This is a genomic window from Nonomuraea sp. NPDC050153 (assembly GCF_044460125.1).
Classification (GTDB): Bacteria; Actinomycetota; Actinomycetes; order Streptosporangiales; family Streptosporangiaceae; genus Nonomuraea.
This window is the reverse complement of the sequence record NZ_JBITJQ010000013.1, coordinates 57630-81251: the sequence shown is the minus strand read 5'-3', so window position 1 is coordinate 81251 and position 23622 is coordinate 57630. Positions and strand designations below refer to the sequence as shown.

Here is a 23622-nt window from a genome sequence, read left to right as displayed (position 1 = left end):
TTTCCGTGTGCGCTACTTGAACGTGATGCTCTTGATGATCACCGGGTTCTTGGGCGCCGTGGTGCCGCCGTCGCCGGTGATGTCGGCCTCGTTGATGATCAGGTCCTTGCCGCTGGTGGCCAGCCCCTGCAGCATCTCCATGCCCTCGCTGACCATGCCCACGACGTTGTAGCCCGAGCCGATCTGGGTGTTCTCGTCCGACAGCGAGATGGCGAACTGGCTGTTGTTCTGCCCCATCGCGTCACCCGCCTGGGTCATGAACACCACGCCCTTGGACAGGGCGATGTCGGCGTTCTCGTCCGCGTAGACGTAGCCGGCCGTGCCCTGGCCGTCGGTCGGGTTCTTGCCGTCGGCCTTGGCCAGCGGGTCGCCGCACTGCAACATGTGCACGCCGGACACGTCGGGCGTGACCAGGCGGTGGCACTTCATGTTGTCGTAGAACTTCTTCTTCGCCAGGAAGCTGAGCGAGTTGACCGAGCAAGGCGCGGCCTCGGTCATGAGGTCGACGACGACGTTGCCGTGGTTGGTGGCGATCGTCATCTTCTTCAGCTTCATGTTGGGCTTCTTGCCCGGCAGGCCGACGAACTTGTTCGGCACCGACGTCTCCCGCTTGTAGCTGCAGGTGACCGGGCCCGTCTTGGCCGTCGGCGTGACCGACGGCTCCGTGGAGGCGGAAGCCGAGGCGGAGGCGGAGGCCGAAGGGCTGCTCTCCGCCGAGGCCTTTTCGGGTTCCTTGTTGACCAGCGTGGTCGCGGCGAAGACGCCGCCCGCGACTACGACGACGGCCACGCCCGCGCCGATGAAGGTGTTCCGCCTTGCCTTGGCGGTCTGGGCGGCAGCGCGCTTCGCCTGCCGTTCCTTGTGCTCCCGCGCCAGCTCGCTCTGGCGGTCGTCCTCGTTCTGGCGGTCGTCGCCGCTCACCGCTATGTCCTCTCATCTTTGCCCGTGCATGACCAAACAACTCCGCGCATGCTACCGGCCTTCGATATGTGCCGGACGTAAGTGGCGAAAGCGGCAGAGGACGATATGTGAGGTCGCGAACCATATGGTGCTCACATTCGTAGTTGAAATGAGAACTAAGGAGCCCCCCATGTTCGACCAGATCCTCGGCCTCCCGGCGCACCCACTGATCATTCACTTCGCCGTCGTGCTGACCCCGCTCCTGGTGGTCGCGGCGGCCGCCTACGCGCTCGTCCCGCGCTGGCGCACGCACGTGGCGTGGGCGGTGGTCCTGCTCTCGCTGGCCGCCCCGGCCGCGGTCTTCGCGGCCAAGGAGAGCGGCGAGAGCCTCAAGGCGGCCCGCTTCGCCACGGCGGACGGCGAGCTCGGGTCCCGCCTGTCCACGCACCAGAGCTTCGCCAACCCGCTGCTGCTGTCGGTGCTGGGGCTGGCCGTGGCGGCCCTGCTGCTCGTGTACGCCACCAGCCCGGCGCGCGACTCGATCGGCCGCGACCGGTTCGGCCGGGCCGCGACGCTGATCCTGTCGGCGCTGACGCCGGTGCTGGCCGCGGTGGCCGGCTACTACGTCTTCCGCGCCGGGGACTCGGGCGCACGAGCCGTCTGGGGCGCGTAGTCCGCCGTACCCCGTGTAATCTCGCGATGTGGATAGCCTGTTCGATTCGGCGGCCGAGGAGGCCACCCCGCAGCCCCTCGCGGTGCGGATGCGACCGCGCTCGCTCGACGAGGTGATCGGCCAGCGGCACCTGCTCGGCCCGGGCACCCCGCTGCGGCGCCTGGTCGAGAGCGAGGCTCCCATGTCGCTGTTCCTGTGGGGGCCGCCGGGCACCGGCAAGACCACGCTCGCCTACGTCGTCTCCAACGTCACCAAGCGCCGCTTCGTCGAGGTCTCCGCCGTGTCGGCGGGCGTCAAGGACGTGCGCGCCGCCATCGACAACGCGCGGCGCGAGCTCGGCATGACCGGGCGGCAGACGGTGCTGTTCGTGGACGAGGTGCACCGCTTCAACAAGGCCCAGCAGGACGCGCTGCTGCCCGCCGTGGAGAACCGCTGGGTCACCTTCATCGGCGCGACCACCGAAAACCCGTTCTTCTCGGTCATCTCACCGCTGCTGTCACGCTCGCTGCTACTCACCCTGGAGTCCCTGTCCGAGGACGACATCCGCGCCGTGCTGGAGCGGGCCGTCTCCGACCCGCGCGGCCTCGGCGGGCGCGCCACGCTCGCGCCCCAGGCCCTGGAGCATCTCGTACGCCTGGCGGGCGGCGACGCGCGCAGGTCGCTGACCTACCTGGAGGCGGCCGCGCTGCTGGCCGACGACATCACCGTGGAGGTGGTGGAGAAGGCCGTCGACAAGGCCGCCGTACGCTATGACCGGCAGGGCGACCAGCACTACGACGTGATCAGCGCGTTCATCAAGTCGATGCGCGGCTCCGACGCCGACGCCGCCCTCCACTACCTGGCCCGCATGATCGAGGCCGGGGAGGACCCCCGTTTCATCGCCCGCCGCATCGTCATCTTCGCCTCCGAGGACGTCGGCATGGCCGACCCGACCTGCCTGCAGACCGCGGTGGCCACGGCCCAGGCGGTGCAGCTCATCGGGCTGCCCGAGGGGCAGATCAACCTGGCGCACGCGGTCATCCACTGCGCGACGGCCCCCAAGTCCAACGCCGTGGTCAAGGCCATCGGGGCCGCCATCGGCGACGTCCGGCGCGGCCTCATCGGCCAGGTGCCCGGCCACCTCCGCGACGCCCACTACCCGGGGGCGGCCAAGCTCGGCCACGGGGACGGCTACAAGTACCCGCACGACTTCGACCACGGGCTGGTGCGGCAGGAGTACGCGCCCGAGCAGGTGCGCGAGCGCCGCTACTACGAGCCGACCCGGCACGGCGCGGAGGCCCCGATAGCGGACCGCTGGGCCAAGATCCGCGACTTCCTTCGCGGCTCCTGACCCCCGGCGCGGCGGGCCGCTGCCCGCACGCACGCCTTCCCGGCGCCGGTCGGGGTGCGACCTGGGCTCTGCCGGCGCCGGGTCGGCGTCTTGATGTGCGGCTCGGGCCCGTCCGGCGCCGGGTCGTCGGGTCGTCGTGCGGTGGTGCTCGGCGCAGCGCGGCCGGTGGGTGTGCGGCAGGCGTGGCCGCCGGGGTGGTGAGGCGCGTGTGGTGGGGCAGGGGCGTTGGAGCCGGTACGCGGGTCCCTTCGGGGACGAGGGGCGTCGGGGGGCGTGTGGGGCAGGGCGGAGGATGGCGTAGGTTTGGGTGCGCGGGCGTCGGGACGCGGCCGGGCCGAAGGCGGCCGGTGGCGTACGAGGCCGGGGCGGCACGCGAGCGGCCGGGGAAGCGCCGGGCGCCGTCGAGGCACGATTCGAGGTCGGCGTCCTCACCAAGGTTGTCACTCGAACGCGATAAGGTCTTGCCGTTCCGGCCCAGCGTACGAGGGAGATGAGCGCATGCTTACCGCTGGAGAGGTCGCTGGCCTGATCGCGGCCACGGGCTGGATAGTCCTGGTCTGCGTGCTCGCCATGGTGCTCATCAAGCTGGCCAGGCTGCTCACCGAGGCCACCAAGGCGGTCTCCGACCTGAACGACCGCCTGACGCCGCTGCTCGACGACATGAGCGTCACGGTCAACGAGACCAACAGGCAGCTGGTCGCCGTCGAGGCCATCGCCAAGGACGTCAAGCAGGTCAGCGGCCACGCGGCCAAGCTCAGCGCGGTGACGCAGACCATCTTCACCGGGCCGCTGATCAAGGTGTCCTCGCTCGCGTACGGCGTCCGGCGCGCCATCGAGGCCCGCAGGCCCCGCAAGGTCGTCCCGAGGCCGCGGCAGAGGCAGGCGGCACGATGATCAGGCGGTTGTTCTACCTGTCGCTGGGCGCGTTGCTCACCTTCTGGGTGATGCGCAGGCTGCAGGCGCTCCACCCCGACCACGTCGCCCGCAGGACGGCCAACAGCGCCGCGGGGATGCTCCGGCAGGTGAGAGACTTTACTTCCGACGCGTTCGGCGAGGCCGCGGAGCGCGAAACCGAGTTGCGAGCACGCTTCGGACTCGACAACGCTGAAGACAACAACTAACGCAAAGGATGGCCAACATGGAGTCGGCAGAGATCGCCCGCCGCTTCCTGCGCTTCTTCGAGGAGCGTGGGCACAAGGTAGTGCCCTCGGCCAGCCTGATCGCTGAGGACCCCACGCTTCTCCTGGTCAATGCCGGTATGGTGCCGTTCAAGCCGTACTTCCTGGGGCAGCGCAAGCCTCCGGCGTCCCGGCTGGCCACCGCGCAGAAGTGCGTGCGCACCCCCGACATCGACGAGGTCGGCAAGACCACGCGGCACGCCACGTTCTTCCAGATGCTGGGCAACTTCTCCATCGGCGACTACTTCAAGTCCGAAGTGATCCCGTTCGCGTGGGAGCTGCTCACCCGTTCCGAGTCCGACGGCGGCTTCGGCTTCCCCGAGGACAAGCTGTGGGCGACCGTCTACCAGGACGACGACGAGGCCTTCGACATCTGGCACAACCGCGTCGGCCTGCCCGAGCACCGCATCCAGCGGCGCGGCCTGGAGGACAACTACTGGCACATGGGCGTGCCCGGTCCCGGCGGCCCCTGCTCGGAGATCTACTACGACCGCGGCGCCGAGTACGGCAAGGAGGGCGGGCCCGTCGCCGACGAGGACCGCTACCTCGAGGTGTGGAACCTCGTCTTCATGCAGTACCAGCTCAGCCAGGTCCGTTCCAAGGTCGACTTCGACGTGGCGGGCGAGCTGCCGGCCAAGAACATCGACACCGGCATGGGCCTGGAGCGCATGGCGGCGATCCTGCAGGGCGTCGACAACATCTACGAGATCGACACCACGTACAAGATCCTCGACAAGGCGGCCGAGCTCACCAAGACCCGCTACGGGCGCGACCACCGCTCCGACGTCAGCCTGCGCGTGATCGCCGACCACGTCCGCACCGGCACCATGCTGGTGGCCGACGGCGTGCTGCCGAGCAACGAGGGCCGGGGCTACGTGCTGCGCCGCATCCTGCGCAGAAGCGTACGCAACCTGCGCCTGCTCGGCTCCGGCGACGAGCGCTACATGCACGAGCTGACCGACGTGGCGATCAACGTCATGGGCGAGCAGTACGCCGAGCTCAAGATCGACGCGCCGCAGATCCACGCGGTCATCGACGCCGAGGAGGCGTCGTTCCTGGGCACGCTCCGCACCGGCACGGCGATCTTCGACGTGGCCGTCGAGGAGACCAAGCGCAAGTCCGGCACCACGCTCTCCGGCGACCAGGCGTTCCAGCTCCACGACACCTACGGGTTCCCGATCGACCTGACGCTGGAGATGGCGGGCGAGCACGGGCTCAAGGTCGACGAGGAGGGCTTCCGCCGGCTCATGAAGGAGCAGCGGGAGCGGGCCAAGGCCGACGCCGCGGCGAAGAAGACCGGCAACGCCGACATCTCCGTCTTCGGGCAGCTGCTGGAGAAGGCGGGCAAGGTCGAGTTCCTCGGCTACGACCAGACCGAGGCCGACACCAGCGTGGTCGGCATCCTCGTCGACGGCGTGCCCGTCCCGGCGGCGGGCGCGGGCGCGACCGTGGAGGTCGTGCTCGGGCGCACCCCGTTCTACGCCGAGGGCGGCGGCCAGCTCGCCGACCAGGGCGTGATCCGCACCAGCGGCGCCGAGGTCGAGATCGTCGACGTGCAGACGCCGATCGCGGGCCTGGTCGTGCACCGGGGCAAGATCCGCAGCGGCGAGCTCAAGGTCGGCGACGACGCGCAGGCGGAGATCGACCTCGAGCGCCGCCGCGCGATCTCGCGCAGCCACAGCGCCACCCACCTCGTCCACCGCGGCTTCAAGAACGCGCTCGGCGAGACGGCGGCCCAGGCCGGCTCGGAAAACTCTCCCGGCCGCTTCCGCTTCGACTTCACCGCGGCGGGCGCGGTGCCGCCCAGCGTGCTGCGCGACGTCGAGGACGAGGTCAACGCCGTGCTCATCAACGACCTCAAGGTCAACGCCTTCTACACCTCGCAGGCGGAGGCCAGGGCGATGGGCGCGCTGGCCATGTTCGGCGAGAAGTACGGCGACGAGGTCCGCGTCGTCGAGATCGGCGACTACTCGCGCGAGCTGTGCGGCGGCACCCACGTCCACAGCTCCGGCCAGCTCGGCCTGGTCAAGGTGCTGGGCGAGCAGTCGGTCGGCGCGGGCGTGCGCCGCGTCGAGGCGCTCGTCGGCATCGACGCCTTCCGCTTCCTGGCCCGCGAGAGCGTGCTGGTCGCGCAGCTCACCGAGCAGCTCAAGGCGCGCCGCGAGGAGCTGCCCGAGCGCATCGACGGCATCGTCACCCGGCTGCGCACGGCGGAGAAGGAGCTGGAGAAGCTCCGCTCCGCCCAGGTGCTCCAGGTGGCCGGCGACCTCGCCGCCAAGGCCGGTGATCTGCGTGGAGTCTCCGTTGTGACACACCGCGCGCCTGATGGCACCGGTGCGGATGATCTGCGTAAGCTCGCGCTGGATGTGCGTGGCAGGTTCCCGGCGGACCGGCCGGCGGTCATCGTGATCGCCGGCGTCCCCTCCGACCGACCTGTGGTGGTTGCCGCGGTCAATGAGGCGGGGCGCGAGCGCGGACTCAAGGCCGGGAAGCTGGTCGGCGTCGCCGCCAAGGCTCTTGGGGGTGGCGGTGGCGGCAAGGACGATGTCGCGCAGGGCGGCGGCACACGGCCGGAGGCGATCGGCGAGGCGCTGCAGCTGGTCGAGCAGGCCATCGCGGATCAGCTCGGCTGACATGAGGTTCGGCACGCGGATCGGCGTGGACGTCGGATCCGTACGCGTCGGCGTGGCCCGCAGTGACCCTTCCGGGCTGCTGGCCACGCCGGTCGAGACGGTCAAGCGAGGCAAGGGCGACCTCGACCGCATCGCCGCGATCGTCGCGGAGCACGAGGCGATCGAGGTGATCGTGGGGCTGCCCACCTCGCTGTCCGGGCGCGAAGGGCAGGCGGCGGGGCTGGCCCGCCAGTTCGCCGCCGAGCTCGCGGTCCGGCTCGCGCCGACGCCCGTGCGGCTGTTCGACGAGCGGCTGACCACGGTCGCCGCGACGCACGGGCTGCGGGCGAGCGGCATGAAGGCCAAGAAGCAGCGCGACGTCGTGGATCAGGCCGCGGCCGTCGTGCTGCTGCAGGACGCGCTCGACTCCGAGCGCGTCACCGACAGACCCCCAGGCAGGCCCGTCGCACCGCCCCCAGCGGCCGACGGACCTGCCTCATGAGCGCGCGCGTCACGGGGGACGCGCCCGCGCAGGCGGCGTACACAGCATGGTGCATGACCACGACGTGGCTGCAGGTCTGCTGGGTCGCGCCCGCGCTGGCGGCGCACACGCACGTACGGGGCACGGCCGCGCCGGCGGCGCACACACGCGCGCGGGGCACGGCCGCGCCGGCGGCACGCACATACGTGCAGGGCACGGCCGTGGGGGCTCCGGCCGACAGCCCGGCTGACGGCCCGGCTGACGGCGGGGTGGCCGCGTGAACGGCACACCCGGCAACAAGAACGAGAACGAGGGCGACCTCGGCGACGTGATCCCGTTCTCCGCCGGCGACTCCGCGCAGGAGGAGCCGGAGCGGCGCGAGCCGGCACCGGAGCGGGACCCACAGGCGGAGCGGCGGGACCCGGAGGCGGAGCGGCGGGACCCGGGGGCGGAGGCCGTCGCGCCGCCCGAACGCCGCCAGCGGGCCATGCGCAAGGCCGGGATGTTCTCCGCGGGCCTGATCGTGGCCGTGGTGGCCCTGGGGGCGGGCGCTTTCGCGGTGCTCAAGCCGTACCTGAGCCCCGACGACTTCGAAGGGCCGGGCAGCGGCGCCGTGACGGTGCGGATCTCGCCGGGTTCGAGCGCGCAGGCCATCGGCTCGGCGCTGGCCGAGGCCGGGGTGGTGGCGAGCGCGAAGTCGTTCGTGCGGGTGACGGAGGAGCGCGCGGTCACCAACCGGCTGCGGCCCGGCCACTACCGGCTGCGCAAGGGCATGGCCGCCAAAGAGGCACTCGACCTGCTGCTCGCGCCGGCGTCCAGGGTCGTGCGGCGCGTCACCGTCCCGGAGGGCATGCGGACGTCCGAGGTGCTGGCCCGCGTCGCCAAACTGGCCGGGCTGCCGCTCAAGGAGCTGCAGGGCGTCGACAAGGCCCTCGTCGGCCTGCCCGCGTACGCCGAGGGGCTGGAGGGGTTCCTGTTCCCGGCCACGTACGAGGTCGAGCCCGGCGACACGGCGGTGGACGTGCTGGCGGCGATGGTCGAACGCTTCCGGGTCGCCGCCCGCCAGATCGGCCTGGAGCAGGAGGCTGCCCGCAAGCACCTGACGCCGCTGGAGGCCGTCACGGTGGCCAGCATGATCCAGGCCGAGGGCGGGGTCGACGCGGACTATCCGAAGATCTCCAGGGTGATCTACAACCGTCTCCAGAAGGGCACCCCGCTGGAGATCGACAGCACCGTCCTGTACGCCCAGAACCGCAGGAGTCTGAAGATTACGGAGCGTGACACCAAGGTCGACTCTCCTTACAACACCTACCGGCACAAGGGGCTGCCCCCCGGGCCCATCGCCAATCCTGGGGAGAAGGCGCTGATGGCGGCCCTGAACCCAGCCCAAGGCGATTGGCACTGGTTTGTGACCACGGATCCGGCGCATAGAATCACCAAATTCACCGACAAAGAGAGCGAGTTCGTGAGATACCGGGAAGAGCTGAATAAGAACCTCGGGACGAGTTGATGTTCGGCGGGACCCCCTCCGTCCCGGCGCAAATGCCCCCAAACGGGTCATGCGCCCTCTTTCCATCCCTTAGCATGGCTACCCAGAGTGATCTCCGCTGGTCGTGGGAGCATGTCCGGCGGACCCCCCAGTTCCGCTCGGTGACCCAAGCCGGTTTGGCGGTTTCGCTTGACGCCCGGCCGGTCATACCGGGAGATTGGCCAGCGCACCTATGAACGATCTCGATCTGAACACTCTGCTAGGCGCCGAGGACGACGGCGGTCGTACCCGGCGCAATCGCGGCGGCGGCAACCGCGGCGGGCGCCGCCGGCGCCGACGCCGCAACCGCGGCGGCTTCATGGCGCCGCTGCTCGCCTTCGTCGTGCTCGCGGGCATCATCGGCGGTGGCGGTTACTACGGCTACCTGTGGCTCAGCGACGCGCTCGTGCCCGACGACTACACCGGTCAGGGCACCGGCGAGGTCATCGTGGAGATCAAGGACGGCCAGAGCGCCTCGGACGTGGCGCAGGAGCTGGAGCGGCAGGGGGTCGTGGCCAGCGCCAGGGCGTTCACCAACGCGATCGGCAACGCCAACAGGAGCGGCTCGCTGCAGCCCGGCTCGTACAAGCTGCGCAAGAACATGTCGGCCGCGAGCGCGGTGGCGCTGCTCATCCCGGACAACCGGCTGCTCGCCAGGGTGACGATCAAGGAGGGCCTGCGCCTGTCCGACACCCTGAAGACGCTGGCCAAGGAGACCGGCAAGCCCGCCAAGGAGTTCGCCGCCGCGGCCAAGGACGTGGAGCAGCTCGACCTGCCGAACTACGCCAAGGGCAAGCTGGAGGGATACGCCTTCCCGGCCACGTACGAGGTCCAGCCCAAGACCACGGCGTCGCAGATCCTGGGGGCGATGGTCAAGCGGTTCAACCAGACGGCTGAGCAGATGGACCTCGAGGGCGGCGCCAAGGCACTCGGCCACACGCCGCACGAGATCATGGTCATCGCCAGCATCGTGCAGGCCGAGGCCGGTCGCCAGGAGGACATGTCGAAGATCGCCCGCGTCATCTACAACCGGCTGGAGCGCAAGCCGCAGATGAAGCTGGAGATGGACAGCACGGTCATGTACGCGCTGAACAAGTACCGCACCTACGCCACCCACGCCGAACTGCAGACCAAGTCCCCTTACAACACCTACATGTACGAGGGGCTGCCGCCCGGCCCGATCGCCAACCCCGGCGACCACGCCATCCAGGCCGCGCTGAGCCCGGCGAAGGGGGATTGGCTGTACTTCGTGGCCACCGACCCCAAGAGCAGCCTCACCGAGTTCGCCACCACCGAGGCCCAGCGTCAGGCGCTGCTGGCCAAGTGCGCCAGGAACGGTGGCTGCGGCGGCTGACCTTCGATGCTCCACGCGCCCGTCCACGCTCCCGCGGTGGGCGGGCGTCTTTTTGGGGCCAGGCCGCGCGTGCGCGGGGGACACCCATCCTTTACGGCTGCGCACGGTGGGCACCTCCCGCCGACGTGCGTCGCCCCCCCGTCCAAGGGACGCTTCTCAGGTGAGGGGACGACCCGCCGTGACGCGCGCCCGGTGAGCCGTCCGAGCGGGAGAAACGTGGCGACGGGGCGATAAGGTCGTCATGTTCGGAAGGAGTGTGGATGCGGGCTGCGGTGATGGGGTCGCCCATCGGTCATTCGCTCTCGCCTTACCTGCATCGGGCCGCGTACCAGGCGATGGGGCTCGACCGGTGGAGCTACGAGGCGTTCGAGTGCGACGAGGCGCGGCTGCCCGGGCTGCTGGGCGAGCTGGTGCCCGTGCGCGGCCAGGTCCCCGACGACGGCGACCCGTGGGCGGGGCTGTCGCTGACCATGCCGCTCAAGCGGGCCGTGCTGCCCCTGCTCGACACCGTGTCCGACACGGCCGTCGAGGTCGGCGGTGCCAACACCGTCGTGTTCCGCGACGGTCTCCGGCACGGCCACAACACCGACGTCTACGGCATCGAGCAGGCGCTGGCCGAGGCCGGGGTGCCCGCGCCGCGCTCCGCGACCGTGCTGGGCGGTGGCGCCACGGCGGCCTCGGCGCTGGCGGCGCTGCGCGACCTCGGGCTGTTCTCGGCGACGCTGCTGGTGCGCGACCCCGCGCGGGCGGGGGAGACGGTGGAGGTGGCCGAGCGGCTCGGCGTGGCGCTGGCGGTGGAGACGTTCGACAAGCTCGACGCCTTCACGCGGGTGGACCTGGTGGTCTCGGCGCTGCCGGGCGGGGCCGCCGACGCGTTCGCCGACCGGCTGGCGCGGGTGCCCGCGCTCTTCGACGTGGTCTACTCACCCTGGCCGACCAGCGCGGCGGCGGCCGTCCGGGCTGCGGGCGGCACCGTGGTCGGGGGGTTCGCGATGCTGCTGCACCAGGCGGTGCGGCAGGTGGAGCTGATGACGGGCCGGACGGACGTGCCGGTGGAGGCCATGCGCGCGGCCGGCGAGGCGGAGCTCGCTAGGCGGACATCTCGAACGGGTTGATCACGGTCACGCCGGTGTCCGTGAAGTCCTTCACGTTGCGGGTGACCACGCTCCAGCCGTGAACTTTGGCCGTGGCCGCGATCAACGCGTCGGAGAGGGGAAGCGTGCGCACGCAGCGCATGCGCCCCCACTCCTCGGTGACGTCGCTGGTGATCGGGATGATCCGGTCCCGGAAGGACTGGTAGAGCCGCGCGAGCCACCTTTCGAGCACCAACGCCTGCTGAGGATCGGTCTTCCGGCGCAGCTCGATCCCCCAGCGGATCTCGCCGATGGACAGGACGCTGAGGTAGAGAGTCGGCCCCAGAGACGCGCCGACCCATTCCTTCACCTGTGGGTCGCCATGAGGCTTGCGCACCTCGGAGATGATGTTGGTGTCGAGTATGTAGCCGACGCTCATCAGCCGAGGTCCACTTCTCGCGGAAGGCTCTTGTCGCGTTCGAACTCCAGAGCGTCAGGCCAGTCCGGCTCGCTGAGCAGGAACTCCTTGAAGTCCGGCTGCTTGCCCTTGAGCTGTCGATATTCCTCCATGTCGATGATCACCACCACGTCCCTGCCGTGCTTGGTGACGATCTGCGGCCCCTCGTCGTGAGCCTTCCTGACGACTTCACTGAAGTGCTGCTTGGCCTCCTGTAGCTGCCATTTGGTCACTTCTGCCTGGATCGCGGTCATAAGACCCTTTCTGTCTAGTCTGGACAGAAGTCTAGCGCAAGGGGCTGGGCCGCCGGGGATGATTCGAGGAAGCCTGGACGTTGTGGTAACGTAGCTCTCTGATCGGTCTGGCATGCCAATGCTGGACGCGCAAGCGGAGGTCTCCCTCCCACCTGAGTCGCCGGAAGGCGGACGGGTCCAGGATCACGCCGGACTACTCCGGGGAGCTCAAAGGCCACGAAGGCGAAGAGCTCAGTGGCCCCGCATGCGCGACGTGCGGGGCTTTTCGCATTTGGGCGAAGGGCTCCCGGCACGACGAGCACGTAGGGATCGCAAACCTAGGAGGCCCCATCAGCACTGAGCCCCGCATCAACGAGCGTATCCGAGTTCCCGAGGTTCGCCTCGTGGGCCCGAACGGCGAGCAGGTAGGCATCGTCTCGATTCACGACGCCCTGAAGCTCGCCCAGGAGGCCGACCTCGACCTCGTCGAGGTCGCGGCCACGGCTCGACCGCCCGTGTGCAAGCTCATGGACTACGGCAAGTTCAAGTACGAGTCCGCGATGAAGGCGCGCGAGGCGCGCAAGAATCAGGCGCACACGATCATCAAGGAGATCAAGCTCCGGCCGAAGATCGACCCGCACGACTACGAGACCAAGAAGGGTCACGTGGTGCGGTTCCTCAAGGCGGGAGACAAGGTCAAAGTCACGATCATGTTCCGTGGTCGCGAGCAGTCCCGGCCGGAGCTCGGTTTCCGGCTCCTGCAGCGGCTCGCGGACGACGTCCAGGAGCTCGGTTTCGTGGAGTCCCACGCCAAGCAGGACGGCCGTAACATGATCATGGTGATCGGTCCGCACAAGAAGAAGGCCGAGGCCAAGGCCGAAAAGGCCGCAGCCAAGGCACAGCGTGGCAGCGAGGACACTTCCCCACAGGAAGGATGACCCGCGGTTGGGGTTAGCCTTACAGAGCACCCCGATTTGAGCCATCACCAGCAGACGAAGACGCCGCGACCGGGTCGGCCCACCACCGGCCCGGCCCGTGGCACGACCGAAACGAGGAGAGACGGCGACATGCCGAAGATGAAGACGCACAGCGGTGCGAAGAAGCGGTTCCGGGTAACCGGCACCGGCAAGATCAAGCGTCGCCGTGCCAACCGCGCGCACTACAACGAGTGGAAGTCGTCCACGCTGACGCGCCGTCTCAAGAACGAGGTCGTCCTTTCCGACGCCGATTCCAAGAAGATCAAGAAGCTGCTCGCCAAGTAGCGCGATTCCCCGGGGAGAAGAAACATGGCACGCGTGAAGCGGGCGCTCAACGCCAAGAAGAAGCGCAGGGTCGTCCTCGAAAGGGCGAGCGGTTACCGTGGCCAGCGGTCGCGTCTGTACCGCAAGGCCAAGGAGCAGATGCTCCACTCGATGACGTACGCCTATCGGGACCGTAAGGACCGCAAGGGCGCTTTCCGCCGTCTCTGGATCCAGCGGATCAACGCCGCCGCCCGCCAGAACGGCATGACCTACAACCGCCTGATCCAGGGTCTGCGCCTGGCCGGCGTCGAGGTCGACCGCAAGATCCTGGCTGATCTCGCGGTGAACGACAGCCAGACCTTCGCCACGCTCGTCGAGGCCGCCAAGAAGGCGCTCCCGGCGAACGTGAACGCTCCGGCCGCGAGCTGAAGCACCGCGAGCTGAGGCGATTGTCTTAATCGAGGGGCCCACCGATGACGGTGGGCCCTTTGTTGCTGTGTGGGACGTCGTCGCGTGGGACGGCGCGTGTGGGACAGTGCCCTGTGAGGCAGCGCTTGCGAAGGCGGCGCCTGCGGGACAGTGCCTGCGAGGCAGCGCTCGTGAAACACCGGTTGTGAGACAGCGCCTGTGGGACAGCGCTTGTGAGACAGAGTCAGGGCGTCCCGGACAGGGCGTGGGGGACAGGGAGACAAGCATGGCCGGGTCCGAGCTGACCAACGTGAAGTCGCCGCGGGTGAAGGCGGCCAGGCGGCTCACCAAGCGGGCCTTCAGGGAGCAGGACCGCAGGTTCCTGGCCGAGGGGCCGCAGGCGGTCCGTGAGGCGCTCAAGCTCGACGGCGTGACGCTGGAGCTGTTCAGCACCGCCGAGGCCGAGCTGCGCCACCCCGAGCTGATCACCGAGGCTCGGCTGAAGGGCGTGCCCGTGCACCGGGCCAGCGGCGAGGTCATGTCGGAGCTGTCACAGACAGTGACCCCGCAGGGGCTGGTGGCCGTCTGCACGCTCGTGCACGTGCCCCTCGACGCGGCGCTGGCCGAGCCGCGCCTGGTCGCCGTGCTCGCCCACGTGCGCGACCCGGGCAACGCCGGCACCGTCATGCGGGCGGCCGACGCCGCCGGCGCCGACGCGGTGGTCTTCACCGACGCCTCCGTGGACCCGTACAACGGCAAGTGTGTACGCGCCAGCGCCGGCAGCCTTTTCCACCTGCCCGTCGTCATCGGTGCACCGGTGAGCGCCGCCGTGCGTCAACTCAAGGAGCGGGGCCTGCGCGTGCTGGCGGCCGACGGCGCGGGCAAGCACACGCTCGACGATGTCGATCTTACCGGACCCACCGCGTGGATCTTCGGCAACGAGGCCTGGGGACTGCCGGAGGACGTACTGGCCGAGGCGGACGATGTGGTCAGAGTGCCTATCTACGGACAGGCCGAAAGCCTGAACCTGGCCACCGCCGCGGCGGTATGCCTTTACTCCTCGGCTAGGGCTCAGCGAGTGCCCTAGGCGGCGGGAAACCCGCTATTGTCGGCGTTGTAGGCGGAGGAGGCGAGTTCGTGCACGGCGCAGACACCGACGGGCGAGTTGTGGCCGCCGCGTGCACGATAGCCATCGACGACCTTCCCGACGGCCTCATCGTGACCGACCGTGACGGCTGCGTGCTGGCCGTCAACCGGGCAGCCGCCCGGCTCACCGGGGTCCCCATGGAGCGCGCGGTCGGCAGGCACATGAGCGACGTGTTCCCGTTCCGCGACCACGACGGGCGCGACTGGTGGAAGGCGCTCGACCCCGAGAGCGGGCTGCGCATCAGGAGCAGGGTGCCGGAGCGCCCGCTGCACCTGCCCGGCGGCCAGGAGCTGTACGTCGCGGCCAGGCTCGTACGCGAGCCGGAGCGCGGCGGCGAGGTTGAGCGCGTCACGATCACCCTGCGCGACGGCGGTGCCCGCGCCCGGCTGGAGCGCAGCCGCGCCGACCTGGTCTCGACCGTGGCCCACGAGCTGCGCTCGCCGCTGACCAGCGTCAAGGGCTTCACCGCGACCATGCTGGCCAAGTGGACACGCTTCACCGACGAGCAGAAGCGCGTCATGCTCGAGACCGTCAACAACGACGCCGACCGCGTCACCCGGCTCATCACCGAGCTGCTCGACGTCTCGCGCATCGAGTCGGGCCGGCTGGAGGTGCGCCGCCAGGTCGTCGACGTCCCCGCCAGGGTGCGCAGGCTCATGGCGGGCCGGGTCGCGGCGGGCGAGGCAGAGGATCGCTTTCGCCTGATCACCGGCGACGACCTGCCGGAGATGTGGCTCGACCAGGACAAGATCGACCAGATCCTGGGTAACCTGGTGGAAAACGCGCTGCGCCACGGGCGCGGCACTGTGACAATCGAGATCGAGTCCGTTGAATGGGGAGTTGCCGTGTCGGTGCGCGACGAGGGCGAGGGCATCGAGCCCGAGCTGGCTCCGCGCGTCTTCCGGCAGTTCTGGCGGGGCGGCAACAGCCGCAGGCGCGGTGGCACCGGGCTCGGCCTCTTCATCGTCAAGGGCCTGGTCGAGGCGCACGGCGGCACGATCACCGTGCAGCGGGCGCCCGAGGGCGGGGCGGAGTTCCGATTTACCGTGCCCACCGGCACGCCCGACTTCGCCACGCCTTAGCGATCGAGTCGGCCCCGGTGGGCGGGCCCACTAGACTCATTTCCGCTCAAGCCCTGGATACGGAGCTCACTCTTGTCTGACTACGACCCCGTCGAGGTGACACCGTTGCATGCCGACGAGGTGTCCCGCATGGAGGCCGACGCCATCGAGGCGATCAAGGCGGCCGCCGGCCTCGACGCACTCAAGCAGGCCAGGCTGGCGCACGCGGGTGACCGCTCGCCCATCGCCCTGGCCAACCGCGAGATCGGCGCCCTGCCGCCGGCCGCCCGCGCCGAGGCCGGCAAGCGCGTCGGCACCGCCCGCAAGGCGATCAACGAAGCGCTCGCCGCCCGCCAGGCCGAGCTCGAGGCCGAACGCGACGCGCGGGTGCTCGTCGAGGAGAGCGTCGACGTCACCCTGCCGTGGGACCGGCGGCCGCGCGGGGCCCGCCACCCGCTGACCACGCTGCAGGAGCGCATCGCCGACGCGTTCGTCGCCATGGGCTACGAAGTGGCCGAGGGCCCCGAGCTCGAAGGCGAGTGGTTCAACTTCGACGCGCTCAACATCGCCAAGGACCACCCGGCCCGCTCCGACCACGACACGTTCTTCGTCGGGTCCACCGACTCCGGCATGGTGCTGCGCACGCAGACCTCGCCGGTGCAGGTCCGCGCGCTGCTCCAGCGCGAGCTGCCGGTCTACGTGATCTCGCCGGGCAAGACGTTCCGCACCGACGAGCTCGACGCCACCCACACCCCGGTCTTCCACCAGACCGAGGGGCTGGCCGTGGACGAGGGCCTGACGATGGCCCACCTCAAGGGCACGCTCGACCGGTTCGCGGAGGTGATGTTCGGCAAGGGCATCACGACCCGCTTCCGGCCCAACTACTTCCCGTTCACCGAGCCGTCCGCCGAGATGGACCTCAAGTGCTTCGTCTGCCGCGGCGCTTCGGCCATCCCAGGAAACCCGCCCTGCCGCACCTGTAAGTCGGAGGGCTGGATCGAGTGGGGCGGTTGCGGCATGGTCAACCCGCGCGTTCTCATCGCCTGCGGGGTCGATCCGTCGCGGTACTCCGGGTTCGCGTTCGGCATGGGCATCGAGCGGACGCTGATGTTCCGCCACAACGCCGAGGACATGCGTGACATGGTCGAGGGAGACGTGCGCTTCACGCTCCCGTTCGGAATGGAGATCTGATGAAGGTCCCGCTTTCCTGGCTGCGGGAGTATGTCGATCTCCCGGCGGTCACCGCCCACGAGGTGGCCGACAAGCTCACGGCCGCCGGGCTCAAGCTTGAGGCGATCGCCTCGCACGGCCACGACGTCAAGAACGTCGTCGTCGGCGAGGTGCTCACCATCGAGGAGCTGAGCGGCTTCAAGAAGCCGATCCGGCACTGCAAGGTCGAGACCGGCGAGGCGACGCCGCGCGAGATCGTCTGCGGCGCCACCAACTTCGCCGCCGGCGACCGCGTGCCCGTCGTGCTGCCCGGCGGCGTGCTGCCCGGCGGGTTCGAGGTCGGGGCGCGCAAGACGTACGGGCGCATGTCGGAGGGCATGATCTGCTCCGAGCGCGAGCTCGGGCTGAGCGACGACCACGGCGGCATCATGGTGCTGCCGCCCGACACCCCGATCGGCACCGACGTGGTCGAGCTGCTCGGGCTGCGCGACGACGTGATCGAGCTGGAGATCACGCCCGACATCGGCTACGCGCTGTCGATCAGGGGCGTGGCCCGCGAGGTGGCGACCGCGTTCGGGGTGGAGTTCCGCGACCCGGCCGACACGAGCTCCGTCGAGTTGCCCGCCGAGACCAGCCCGTCGTGGCCGGCGTCGATCGCCGACCCGACCGCGTGCGACCGGTTCGTGCTGCGCGAGGTCAGCGGCTTCGACCCCGCCGCCCAGAGCCCGCTCTGGATGCGGATCCGCCTCACGCGCGCCGGCATGCGGTCCGTGTCGCTGGCCGTCGACATCACCAACTACCTCATGCTGGAGCTCGGGCAGCCGCTGCACGCGTTCGACCGCGCCAAGCTGCGCGGCGAGATCGTCGTGCGCCGCGCCGTCGCGGGCGAGCGGCTCGAGACGCTCGACCACGTCGTACGCGAGCTCGACCCCGACGACATCCTGATCACCGACCAGTCGGGGCCGATCTCGATGGCCGGCACCATGGGCGGGCTGGAGACCGAGATCTCCGACGGCTCGACCGACATCGTCATCGAGGCCGCCCACTTCTCCGCCACCGGCATCTCGCGCGAGTCGCGCAGGAACGGGCTGGTGTCGGAGTCCTCCAAGCGGTTCGAACGCGGCGTCGACCGCGAGCTGCCGCTCGTCGCCTCGTGGCGGGCCGTGCAGCTGCTGGCCGAGCTGGGCGGCGCGACCGTCCAGCCCGGGGTCACGCACGCCGAGGTCGAGGTGTCGCCGGCGCGCATCGCGATCCCGTCGGGCTACCCGGGCACCGTGGCCGGCGTCCCCTACTCCAAGGAGACCGTCGTCTCCCGGCTGCGGCAGGTCGGCTGCGTCGTGGTCGACGGCGACGACCCGGCCGTGCGCCAGGGCGGCGTCGACCCGACCGGGGTCGTGACCGGCGGCGCCCTGGCGGCCAGGCTGGCCGTCACCGGCGACGACATGATCACGGTGACGCCGCCGTCGTGGCGCCCCGACCTCACCGACCCCAACGACCTGGCCGAAGAGGTCATCCGGCTGGAGGGCTACGAGACCCTGCCGTCGGAGCTGCCCTCCGCCCCCGCCGGGGCCGGGCTCACCGAGGGTCAGCGGCTGCGCAGGCGGGTCGGCCGCGCGCTGGCCGAGGGCGGCTACGTCGAGGTGCTCAGCTACCCGTTCATCAGCGCCGACGACTTCGACCGGCTGCTGCTGCCCGCCGACGACGCGCGCCGCAACGCCATGCGGCTGGCCAACCCGCTGTCGGAGGACGAGCCGCTGATGCGCACGACCTTGCTGCCGGGGCTGCTCAAGACCCTGGTGCGCAACGCCGGGCGCGGGTTCACGGACGCGGCGCTGTTCGAGATGGGGCCGGTCTACCGGCCGCGCGTGGGCGCTCCCGAGGTGGCGCCGGTGCTCGGCGTCGAGCGCCGGCCGACCGCCGAGGAGCTGGCCTCGATCGAGGCCGCGCTGCCCGACCAGCCGGTGCGGGTCGCGGCGGTGCTGGCCGGGGAGTTCGAGCGTTCGGGCTGGTGGGGCAGCGGTCGCGGCGTCTCCTGGGCCGACGCGGTGCAGGCCGCGCGCCTGGTCGCGGGCGAGGCCCGGCTGGAGCTGTCCATCAGCGCCGACCAGCACGAGCCGTGGCACCCCGGCCGGTGCGCCGCCCTCTACGTGGGCGACACGCTGGTGGGGCACGCCGGCGAGCTGCACCCGCGCGTCATCGAGGCGTACGGGCTGCCGCCGCGCACCGCGGCCATGGAGCTGGAGCTGTCGCGCCTGGAGCCCGCCATGCCGGGCCCGGTCCAGACACCGCCGGTGTCGGCCTACCCGGTGGCCACGCAGGACGTCGCGCTGATCGTCCCCGACTTCACGCCGGTGGCCGACGTGGAGGCCGCCCTGCGCGACGGGGCCGGTGAGCTGCTGGAGTCGATCCGGCTGTTCGACGTGTACGCGGGGGAGCAGGTGGGCGAGGGGAACAAGTCGCTCGCCTACACGATGCGCTTCCGCGCCGCGGACCGGACGCTGACGGTGGAGGAGACGACCGCGGCCCGCGACGCGGCGGTGGCCATGGCGACCGACCGCGTGGGGGCTCAGCTCCGCAGCTCCTGAGCAGGGAAGGGGCCGGTACGGTGGGACGCCGCCGTTTCGGCCCCTATCGCGTTCTGCCCTTGAGCAGCTTGGTGAGGTCGATGTCGATGTCGAAGGGGACCGGGATCTTCAGGCTGTCGTAGTGGACGCCGGTGGTGACGTAGGACCCGGTGACAGGGTCGAGCGCGTAGACGTGGACGACCGGCTGACCGTTGATCTCCTCGATCAGCCAGAAATGAGGGATCCCCGCCTCTGCGTAAAGGACGGGCTTACGCTTTCTGTCGCGCACCTCTGAGTCGGGTGAGACCACTTCTACAGCAAGGACCACGTCCTCAGCCTGGAAACACGTGATGTCGCGGTCGATCGTCGTGTTGGGCTTCAGGACGATGAGGTCAGGCTCTGGACGCTGTCGGGGGGCTAGCTTGACGCTCATCTCCTGGAATACCTCGTGCCCTTCCGGCACGAGGCCCTCTAGCTCGACATGCAGCCGGAAGATGACCGTGTGATGGAACTCTCGCTGCGGACTCACGAAGACCAAGCTTCCATCAATCAACTCTGTGTGCGCAGGCAAATCCGGAATGTGATCGAGATCTTCTGCTACGAAGCCCTCTGGTGGCGGAACGGGCCAGTTAGGCAGCGAGGGAGGTGTCATCGTAACGATCACCGCTTCGGCAGTCGCAGTCATAACCCAACGCTACCAATCTATTGTGCTCACGCCACGTAAACGACTGCATACGCTCATGAAGATGAAGGTGAGAGGACGATGAGGCAGCTGCTGGTGTTCGCCGAGCGGGATGACGCCGAGGAGGTCGCGGAGACGCTCGGGGAATGGTTTCCGGCGCTCGGGGTGCCGCGGGTGGTGCGGGAGACGCTGGCCGGGGAGGACGACGCCGAGGACGCGCAGTGGCTGGTCGTCGTCGAGGGGCTGGACGAAGGTGCGCTGGCCAAGGTGGACGACCTGGTGGAGCGTTACGAAGGGTGGCGCGAGGCGGGCTGAGCCCGGGCTCAGAGCCGGTCGATCTCGGTGAGGTCGATGGCCAGATCGAAGGGGACGGTCACCTTGACGCACTCGCGGTGGATGCCGATGAGGGCATAGGAGCTGGTCGCGGGATCCAGCTCGTAGGCATAGACCACGGGCTTGTCCGCGTTCTTCTCGATCCGCCAGAAGTGTTGGATCGCGGCTTCGGCGTAGAGTTGCGGTTTGCGGTGACGATCGCGCCCTTCGGATGCGGGAGTGACGACTTCTATCGCGAAGACCACATCTTGCGCCTTGTAGAAGGTCTCGTCGTCGTCGCGCGCGGCCTTGGCCTTGATCACGATCAGGTCGGGCTCCGGGCGCTGGGTGGGGCCGAGAATGATGGTCATCTCGCGTCGCACGCGAAGGTCTTGCGGGGCCGCGCGGCGCAGTTCGTTCTCAAGGAGCGAGACGACGCGCATGTGGAAGGATCCTTGGGGTCTCACGAAGACCAAGCTTCCATCAATCAACTGTGTGTGCGCAGGCAGATCCGGAATGCGATCGAGGTCTTCCGCGACGAACCCTCCCGATGGTGGAAACACCCAGTCTGGCAGCGAGGGACGCCTCGTCCTCTCTTGGGCTACCGCTTCGGCCGTCATGATCCAACGCTAGCAATTTCACGAGCTCACGCCTTGTGAATGCCTGAATACGCAGCACTCAGCCCATGGTGGAGGAGAGTGGATGTATGCGTATCGCCGTGTTGTCCGACATTCATGGAGTGTTGCCCGCGCTCGAAGCCGTGCTGGGTGAGCCCGAGGTGGCCGGGGCCGATGTGATCGTGTTGACCGGGGACGTGGCCGCCGGGCCGATGCCGGTGCGGACGCTGGACGTGCTCGTCTCGCTCGGTGAGCGGGCCCTGTGGGTCAACGGGAACGCCGACAGGGAGCTGGTGGAGGCGGCTCGCGGGAAGGCCAGCCCCTATCCCGTGAGCCAGTGGGCGGCCGAGCGGTTGCGGGACGATCAGGTCGAGCTGCTGGCCGGGCTGCCCGATCGGCAGGTGGTCGAGCTGGGGCGGCTGGGGACCACGTTGTTCGTGCACGCGACGCCGCGCAGCGACGAGGAGATGATCCTCGTCGACAGCTCGCTGGAGCGGTGGGCCGAGGTGCTGGCCGGGGAGGACGCCGGCACCGTGGTGCTGGGCAACACGCACATGCCCTTCGTGCGGCTGGCCGACCGGGTGCTGGTCGTGAACCCGGGGTCGGTCGGCATGCCGTACGGGCGCGGCGGGGCGCACTGGGCGCTGCTCGACGGCGACACCGGGGCCGTGACCCTGCGCCGGACCCCGCTCGACGCCGCCCGGGTGGGGGAGCGGCTGGTGCGGGAGAGCGGGTTCGACGGGATCGAGGAGTGGGTGGCGGACTACGTGACGAACGTCTACTCCGACGCCGAGGCGCTGCGGGCGTTCGCCAAGGCGGAAAACCGGTGAGCTAGACCGCGGTGGCCTCCCTGCGGGCCTTCTCCGCCAGGGCGTGTTCGTCCGTCCTGGCGTCGTACCGGCGGAATTTCGGCAGTGCGGCGGCCAGGCCGAGCACGGCGGCCACGCACAGCAGGCCGCCCGCCCCGAGGGAGAAGCGGGTGCCGCCGAAGTTGGCCATCAGGCTGGCGCGGGCGTTGCCCAGCATCGGGCCGGACGCGTACGACAGGAGCTCGATCCCGGCCAGCCGCCCGCGCAGCTCCGGCGGGATCGTCTGGTTCCACATCGTCATGCGGAAGATGCCGCTGACCATGTCGGCCGCGCCCGCGAAGGCGATGCAGACGAACACCACCCAGACATTGGGCGCCAGCGCCGACGAGGCCACCGCCACGCCCCAGAGGGCGGCCGCGACGATCACGCCCAGGCCCTGGCGGTGCACGCGGGCCGCCCAGCCACCCGTGATCGAGGCGGCCAGCGCGCCCACCGCCCCCGCCGAGTACAGCAGCCCCAGCGCCTGCGGGGTATGCAGCTCGTCGGCCAGGAACGGGAAGAGCGACGTGGCCATCGCGAACACCATGGCCGCGATGTCCACCAGGTACGTGCCCACCAGGTCAGGGCGGCCCACCGCGTACCGCATGCCTTCGACCAGGGTCCTCAGCGACGCGGGGGCGGCGTCCTCGGCCGGCGGCAGCGACCGGATCCGCCACAGCAGCACCAGCGACACCACGAAGCTCAGCGTGTCGACGCCGTACGCCGCCGCCGGGCCGAAGGAGGTCACCAGCAGGCCGCCCAGCGCCGGGGCGACGATGGCGCCGAAGTTCCAGCGCATGCTCGACAGCACCGCCGCCGCGCCCTGCTGCTCGTGCTTGACCACCTGCTGGAACACGGCCTCCAGGCTGGGCCGCTGCAGGCAGGAGATGCCCGTGGAGGCGGCGCCCATCACGTACAGGACCCAGACCTGGGGGTCGGGGAGCATCGCGTTGACCATGAGCACGCCCGTGGTGACCAGCAGGCCCAGCTCGCTCAGGACGATGATCTTGCGGCGGTCGAGCGCGTCGGCGATTGCCCCGCCCCACAGGCCGCACACCACCATCGGGACGAACTCCGCCAGGCTCACCAGGCCGACCGCCAGGTAGGAGCCGGTCAGCTCCTTCATCTGGTACGGCACCGCGACCATGGTGATGAACGTCCCGAACATCGTGATGACGCCGGAGGTGAAGAGCAGGCGATAGTCGCGGGAGTCGCGCAGGGGACTCACGTCGACGGCGATGTGACGCAGGAGGCGCTTCAGTCCAGTGGGCACGAGCGTCAATTTTCCGTCTTGGGTGATGATCGGGGCAAACCGTTTTACGCCTGATGGAGGCAGGCGGAAGGCCCCCGCCGGGGAGCCGGCGAGGGCCTTGCCAGGGGAAGAGTCAGGCGGCGGGCACCTGGTCCAGGAAGCCGAGGACCGTGCGGATCCGCCCGTCTTCGGCCAGCTCCACCACGTCGAACCCGATCGCGACCGGCTCCCCGCCCTCCGGGCCCAGGTGCCAGGTGAAGCGGGCGATGTGGTGGTGGGCGTCGTACACCTCGCCCGGGGTGAACACCAGGCCGGGGAACATGCCCTGGGCGCTCGCGATCACCGCGGCGATTGCCTCGTGGCCCGTCACGTCGGCCAGGGGGTCGGTGTAGGTGCCGTCCTCGGTCCACAGCTCGGCCACGGCCTTGGCGCGGGCGTCGGCGTCGGTCTCGTTCCAGGCGCCGATGTAGCGCTCGATGAGGTTCATGGTCATTCCTTTGG

The 23622-nt window shown here is 69.8% G+C and carries 26 protein-coding genes; 19 read left to right on the top strand and 7 right to left on the bottom strand.

Translation table 11 applies throughout. The features are described 5' to 3' along the window. Positions 1–12 precede the first annotated feature (12 nt). Positions 13–921: a peptidylprolyl isomerase gene (locus ACIBQ1_RS29495; RefSeq protein WP_397282536.1), complete on the bottom strand. Its 909-nt coding sequence runs from the start codon at positions 919–921 to the stop codon at positions 13–15. Between the two features lie 169 nt (positions 922–1090). Between ACIBQ1_RS29495 and ACIBQ1_RS29490 the strand changes: the two genes are divergently transcribed. From ACIBQ1_RS29490 to ACIBQ1_RS29445, 10 genes are all read left to right on the top strand, one after another. Then, positions 1091–1573: a DUF2231 domain-containing protein gene (locus ACIBQ1_RS29490; RefSeq protein ID WP_397282535.1), complete on the top strand. Its 483-nt coding sequence runs from the start codon at positions 1091–1093 to the stop codon at positions 1571–1573. A gap of 88 nt (positions 1574–1661) precedes the next feature. Further along, positions 1662–2903, top strand: coding sequence for a replication-associated recombination protein A (locus ACIBQ1_RS29485; protein ID WP_397282735.1), 1242 nt, complete (start codon positions 1662–1664; stop codon positions 2901–2903). A gap of 498 nt (positions 2904–3401) precedes the next feature. Beyond that, positions 3402–3797 carry a DUF948 domain-containing protein gene (locus tag ACIBQ1_RS29480; RefSeq protein WP_397282534.1) on the top strand — a complete coding sequence of 132 codons (396 nt, stop codon included), beginning with the start codon at positions 3402–3404 and terminating at the stop codon, positions 3795–3797. Continuing rightward, positions 3794–4024: a hypothetical protein gene (locus tag ACIBQ1_RS29475; protein ID WP_397282533.1), complete on the top strand. Its 231-nt coding sequence runs from the start codon at positions 3794–3796 to the stop codon at positions 4022–4024. Before ACIBQ1_RS29480 ends, ACIBQ1_RS29475 begins: the two co-directional genes overlap by 4 nt. A gap of 17 nt (positions 4025–4041) precedes the next feature. Then, entirely contained in the window at positions 4042–6714 is a 2673-nt protein-coding gene (gene alaS / locus ACIBQ1_RS29470) for an alanine--tRNA ligase (RefSeq protein ID WP_397282532.1), read from the top strand. A gap of 1 nt (position 6715) precedes the next feature. Next, positions 6716–7195 carry a Holliday junction resolvase RuvX gene (ruvX, locus tag ACIBQ1_RS29465; protein ID WP_355376533.1) on the top strand — a complete coding sequence of 160 codons (480 nt, stop codon included), beginning with the start codon at positions 6716–6718 and terminating at the stop codon, positions 7193–7195. Beyond that, the gene (locus tag ACIBQ1_RS29460) at positions 7192–7455 is read left to right on the top strand and encodes a hypothetical protein (RefSeq protein ID WP_397282531.1); all 264 of its coding nucleotides are present in this window, start codon (positions 7192–7194) and stop codon (positions 7453–7455) included. Before ruvX ends, ACIBQ1_RS29460 begins: the two co-directional genes overlap by 4 nt. Then, positions 7452–8684: an endolytic transglycosylase MltG gene (gene mltG / locus ACIBQ1_RS29455; protein ID WP_397282530.1), complete on the top strand. Its 1233-nt coding sequence runs from the start codon at positions 7452–7454 to the stop codon at positions 8682–8684. The genes ACIBQ1_RS29460 and mltG (ACIBQ1_RS29455) overlap by 4 nt, the downstream gene beginning before the upstream one ends. A 211-nt stretch (positions 8685–8895) precedes the next feature. Then, positions 8896–10056 (top strand): endolytic transglycosylase MltG, encoded by a 1161-nt coding sequence (gene mltG / locus ACIBQ1_RS29450; protein WP_397282529.1) that lies wholly within the window; start codon positions 8896–8898, stop codon positions 10054–10056. A gap of 260 nt (positions 10057–10316) precedes the next feature. Then, positions 10317–11171: a shikimate dehydrogenase gene (locus tag ACIBQ1_RS29445; protein WP_397282528.1), complete on the top strand. Its 855-nt coding sequence runs from the start codon at positions 10317–10319 to the stop codon at positions 11169–11171. Here the strand turns inward: ACIBQ1_RS29445 and ACIBQ1_RS29440 are convergent. Next, entirely contained in the window at positions 11146–11568 is a 423-nt protein-coding gene (locus ACIBQ1_RS29440; protein ID WP_397282527.1) for a type II toxin-antitoxin system VapC family toxin, read from the bottom strand. The genes ACIBQ1_RS29445 and ACIBQ1_RS29440 overlap by 26 nt on opposite strands. After that, on the bottom strand, positions 11568–11840 hold the full coding sequence (locus tag ACIBQ1_RS29435) for a type II toxin-antitoxin system Phd/YefM family antitoxin (protein WP_397282526.1): 273 nt from the start codon (positions 11838–11840) through the stop codon (positions 11568–11570). Before ACIBQ1_RS29435 ends, ACIBQ1_RS29440 begins: the two co-directional genes overlap by 1 nt. A gap of 329 nt (positions 11841–12169) precedes the next feature. Between ACIBQ1_RS29435 and infC the strand changes: the two genes are divergently transcribed. The 7 genes from infC to ACIBQ1_RS29400 all read left to right on the top strand — a co-directional run bounded on the left by infC (position 12170) and on the right by ACIBQ1_RS29400 (position 19431). Further along, entirely contained in the window at positions 12170–12757 is a 588-nt protein-coding gene (infC, locus tag ACIBQ1_RS29430) for a translation initiation factor IF-3 (RefSeq protein WP_090945400.1), read from the top strand. A gap of 129 nt (positions 12758–12886) precedes the next feature. Next, positions 12887–13081, top strand: a complete 195-nt coding sequence (gene rpmI, locus ACIBQ1_RS29425; protein ID WP_090761693.1) for a 50S ribosomal protein L35 — start codon at positions 12887–12889, stop codon at positions 13079–13081. Positions 13082–13105: 24 nt separating this feature from the next. Then, on the top strand, positions 13106–13489 hold the full coding sequence (gene rplT, locus ACIBQ1_RS29420; protein ID WP_355376522.1) for a 50S ribosomal protein L20: 384 nt from the start codon (positions 13106–13108) through the stop codon (positions 13487–13489). Between the two features lie 265 nt (positions 13490–13754). Then, positions 13755–14555: a TrmH family RNA methyltransferase gene (locus ACIBQ1_RS29415; RefSeq protein WP_397282525.1), complete on the top strand. Its 801-nt coding sequence runs from the start codon at positions 13755–13757 to the stop codon at positions 14553–14555. A gap of 50 nt (positions 14556–14605) precedes the next feature. Continuing rightward, positions 14606–15697 (top strand): ATP-binding protein, encoded by a 1092-nt coding sequence (locus ACIBQ1_RS29410; protein WP_397282524.1) that lies wholly within the window; start codon positions 14606–14608, stop codon positions 15695–15697. Between the two features lie 129 nt (positions 15698–15826). Further along, complete coding sequence (pheS, locus tag ACIBQ1_RS29405; protein WP_397282734.1) at positions 15827–16867, top strand: phenylalanine--tRNA ligase subunit alpha; 1041 nt, start codon at positions 15827–15829, stop codon at positions 16865–16867. Continuing rightward, positions 16867–19431: a phenylalanine--tRNA ligase subunit beta gene (locus tag ACIBQ1_RS29400; protein ID WP_397282523.1), complete on the top strand. Its 2565-nt coding sequence runs from the start codon at positions 16867–16869 to the stop codon at positions 19429–19431. The genes pheS and ACIBQ1_RS29400 overlap by 1 nt, the downstream gene beginning before the upstream one ends. A 43-nt stretch (positions 19432–19474) precedes the next feature. Here ACIBQ1_RS29400 and ACIBQ1_RS29395 read toward each other — a convergent pair whose 3' ends face one another. After that, positions 19475–20095 (bottom strand): Uma2 family endonuclease, encoded by a 621-nt coding sequence (locus ACIBQ1_RS29395; RefSeq protein WP_397282522.1) that lies wholly within the window; start codon positions 20093–20095, stop codon positions 19475–19477. 78 nt (positions 20096–20173) lie between these two features. On the opposite strand from ACIBQ1_RS29395, the gene ACIBQ1_RS29390 reads away from it, so the two are divergent. Further along, on the top strand, positions 20174–20407 hold the full coding sequence (locus tag ACIBQ1_RS29390) for a hypothetical protein (RefSeq protein ID WP_397282520.1): 234 nt from the start codon (positions 20174–20176) through the stop codon (positions 20405–20407). Positions 20408–20415: 8 nt separating this feature from the next. Here the strand turns inward: ACIBQ1_RS29390 and ACIBQ1_RS29385 are convergent, their stop codons facing one another. Next, a complete protein-coding gene (locus ACIBQ1_RS29385) occupies positions 20416–21024 on the bottom strand; it encodes a Uma2 family endonuclease (RefSeq protein WP_397282519.1) in 609 nt (202 codons plus the stop codon). Positions 21025–21110: 86 nt separating this feature from the next. Between ACIBQ1_RS29385 and ACIBQ1_RS29380 the strand changes: the two genes are divergently transcribed. Further along, entirely contained in the window at positions 21111–21851 is a 741-nt protein-coding gene (locus ACIBQ1_RS29380; protein WP_397282518.1) for a metallophosphoesterase family protein, read from the top strand. 1 nt (position 21852) lies between these two features. Here ACIBQ1_RS29380 and ACIBQ1_RS29375 read toward each other — a convergent pair whose 3' ends face one another. After that, positions 21853–23142 (bottom strand): MFS transporter, encoded by a 1290-nt coding sequence (locus ACIBQ1_RS29375; RefSeq protein ID WP_397282517.1) that lies wholly within the window; start codon positions 23140–23142, stop codon positions 21853–21855. A gap of 112 nt (positions 23143–23254) precedes the next feature. Then, the gene (locus tag ACIBQ1_RS29370; protein WP_397282516.1) at positions 23255–23608 is read right to left on the bottom strand and encodes a nuclear transport factor 2 family protein; all 354 of its coding nucleotides are present in this window, start codon (positions 23606–23608) and stop codon (positions 23255–23257) included. Between the last annotated feature and the right edge of the window lie 14 nt (positions 23609–23622).

Bases quoted from the DNA above. Each gene is read 5' to 3' on its own strand.
- ACIBQ1_RS29490 (WP_397282535.1), top strand. From the start codon at position 1,091: ATGTTCGACCAGATCCTCGGCCTCCCGGCGCACCCACTGATCATTCAC.
- ACIBQ1_RS29485 (WP_397282735.1), top strand. From the start codon at position 1,662: ATGCGACCGCGCTCGCTCGACGAGGTGATCGGCCAGCGGCACCTGCTC.
- ACIBQ1_RS29480 (WP_397282534.1), top strand. From the start codon at position 3,402: ATGCTTACCGCTGGAGAGGTCGCTGGCCTGATCGCGGCCACGGGCTGG.
- ACIBQ1_RS29475 (WP_397282533.1), top strand. From the start codon at position 3,794: ATGATCAGGCGGTTGTTCTACCTGTCGCTGGGCGCGTTGCTCACCTTC.
- alaS (WP_397282532.1), top strand. From the start codon at position 4,042: ATGGAGTCGGCAGAGATCGCCCGCCGCTTCCTGCGCTTCTTCGAGGAG.
- ruvX (WP_355376533.1), top strand. From the start codon at position 6,716: ATGAGGTTCGGCACGCGGATCGGCGTGGACGTCGGATCCGTACGCGTC.
- ACIBQ1_RS29460 (WP_397282531.1), top strand. From the start codon at position 7,192: ATGAGCGCGCGCGTCACGGGGGACGCGCCCGCGCAGGCGGCGTACACA.
- mltG (WP_397282529.1), top strand. From the start codon at position 8,896: ATGAACGATCTCGATCTGAACACTCTGCTAGGCGCCGAGGACGACGGC.
- ACIBQ1_RS29445 (WP_397282528.1), top strand. From the start codon at position 10,317: ATGCGGGCTGCGGTGATGGGGTCGCCCATCGGTCATTCGCTCTCGCCT.
- ACIBQ1_RS29440 (WP_397282527.1), bottom strand. From the start codon at position 11,568: ATGAGCGTCGGCTACATACTCGACACCAACATCATCTCCGAGGTGCGC.
- ACIBQ1_RS29435 (WP_397282526.1), bottom strand. From the start codon at position 11,840: ATGACCGCGATCCAGGCAGAAGTGACCAAATGGCAGCTACAGGAGGCC.
- rpmI (WP_090761693.1), top strand. From the start codon at position 12,887: ATGCCGAAGATGAAGACGCACAGCGGTGCGAAGAAGCGGTTCCGGGTA.
- rplT (WP_355376522.1), top strand. From the start codon at position 13,106: ATGGCACGCGTGAAGCGGGCGCTCAACGCCAAGAAGAAGCGCAGGGTC.
- ACIBQ1_RS29415 (WP_397282525.1), top strand. From the start codon at position 13,755: ATGGCCGGGTCCGAGCTGACCAACGTGAAGTCGCCGCGGGTGAAGGCG.
- pheS (WP_397282734.1), top strand. From the start codon at position 15,827: ATGGAGGCCGACGCCATCGAGGCGATCAAGGCGGCCGCCGGCCTCGAC.
- ACIBQ1_RS29400 (WP_397282523.1), top strand. From the start codon at position 16,867: ATGAAGGTCCCGCTTTCCTGGCTGCGGGAGTATGTCGATCTCCCGGCG.
- ACIBQ1_RS29395 (WP_397282522.1), bottom strand. From the start codon at position 20,095: ATGACTGCGACTGCCGAAGCGGTGATCGTTACGATGACACCTCCCTCG.
- ACIBQ1_RS29390 (WP_397282520.1), top strand. From the start codon at position 20,174: ATGAGGCAGCTGCTGGTGTTCGCCGAGCGGGATGACGCCGAGGAGGTC.
- ACIBQ1_RS29385 (WP_397282519.1), bottom strand. From the start codon at position 21,024: ATGACGGCCGAAGCGGTAGCCCAAGAGAGGACGAGGCGTCCCTCGCTG.
- ACIBQ1_RS29380 (WP_397282518.1), top strand. From the start codon at position 21,111: ATGCGTATCGCCGTGTTGTCCGACATTCATGGAGTGTTGCCCGCGCTC.
- ACIBQ1_RS29370 (WP_397282516.1), bottom strand. From the start codon at position 23,608: ATGAACCTCATCGAGCGCTACATCGGCGCCTGGAACGAGACCGACGCC.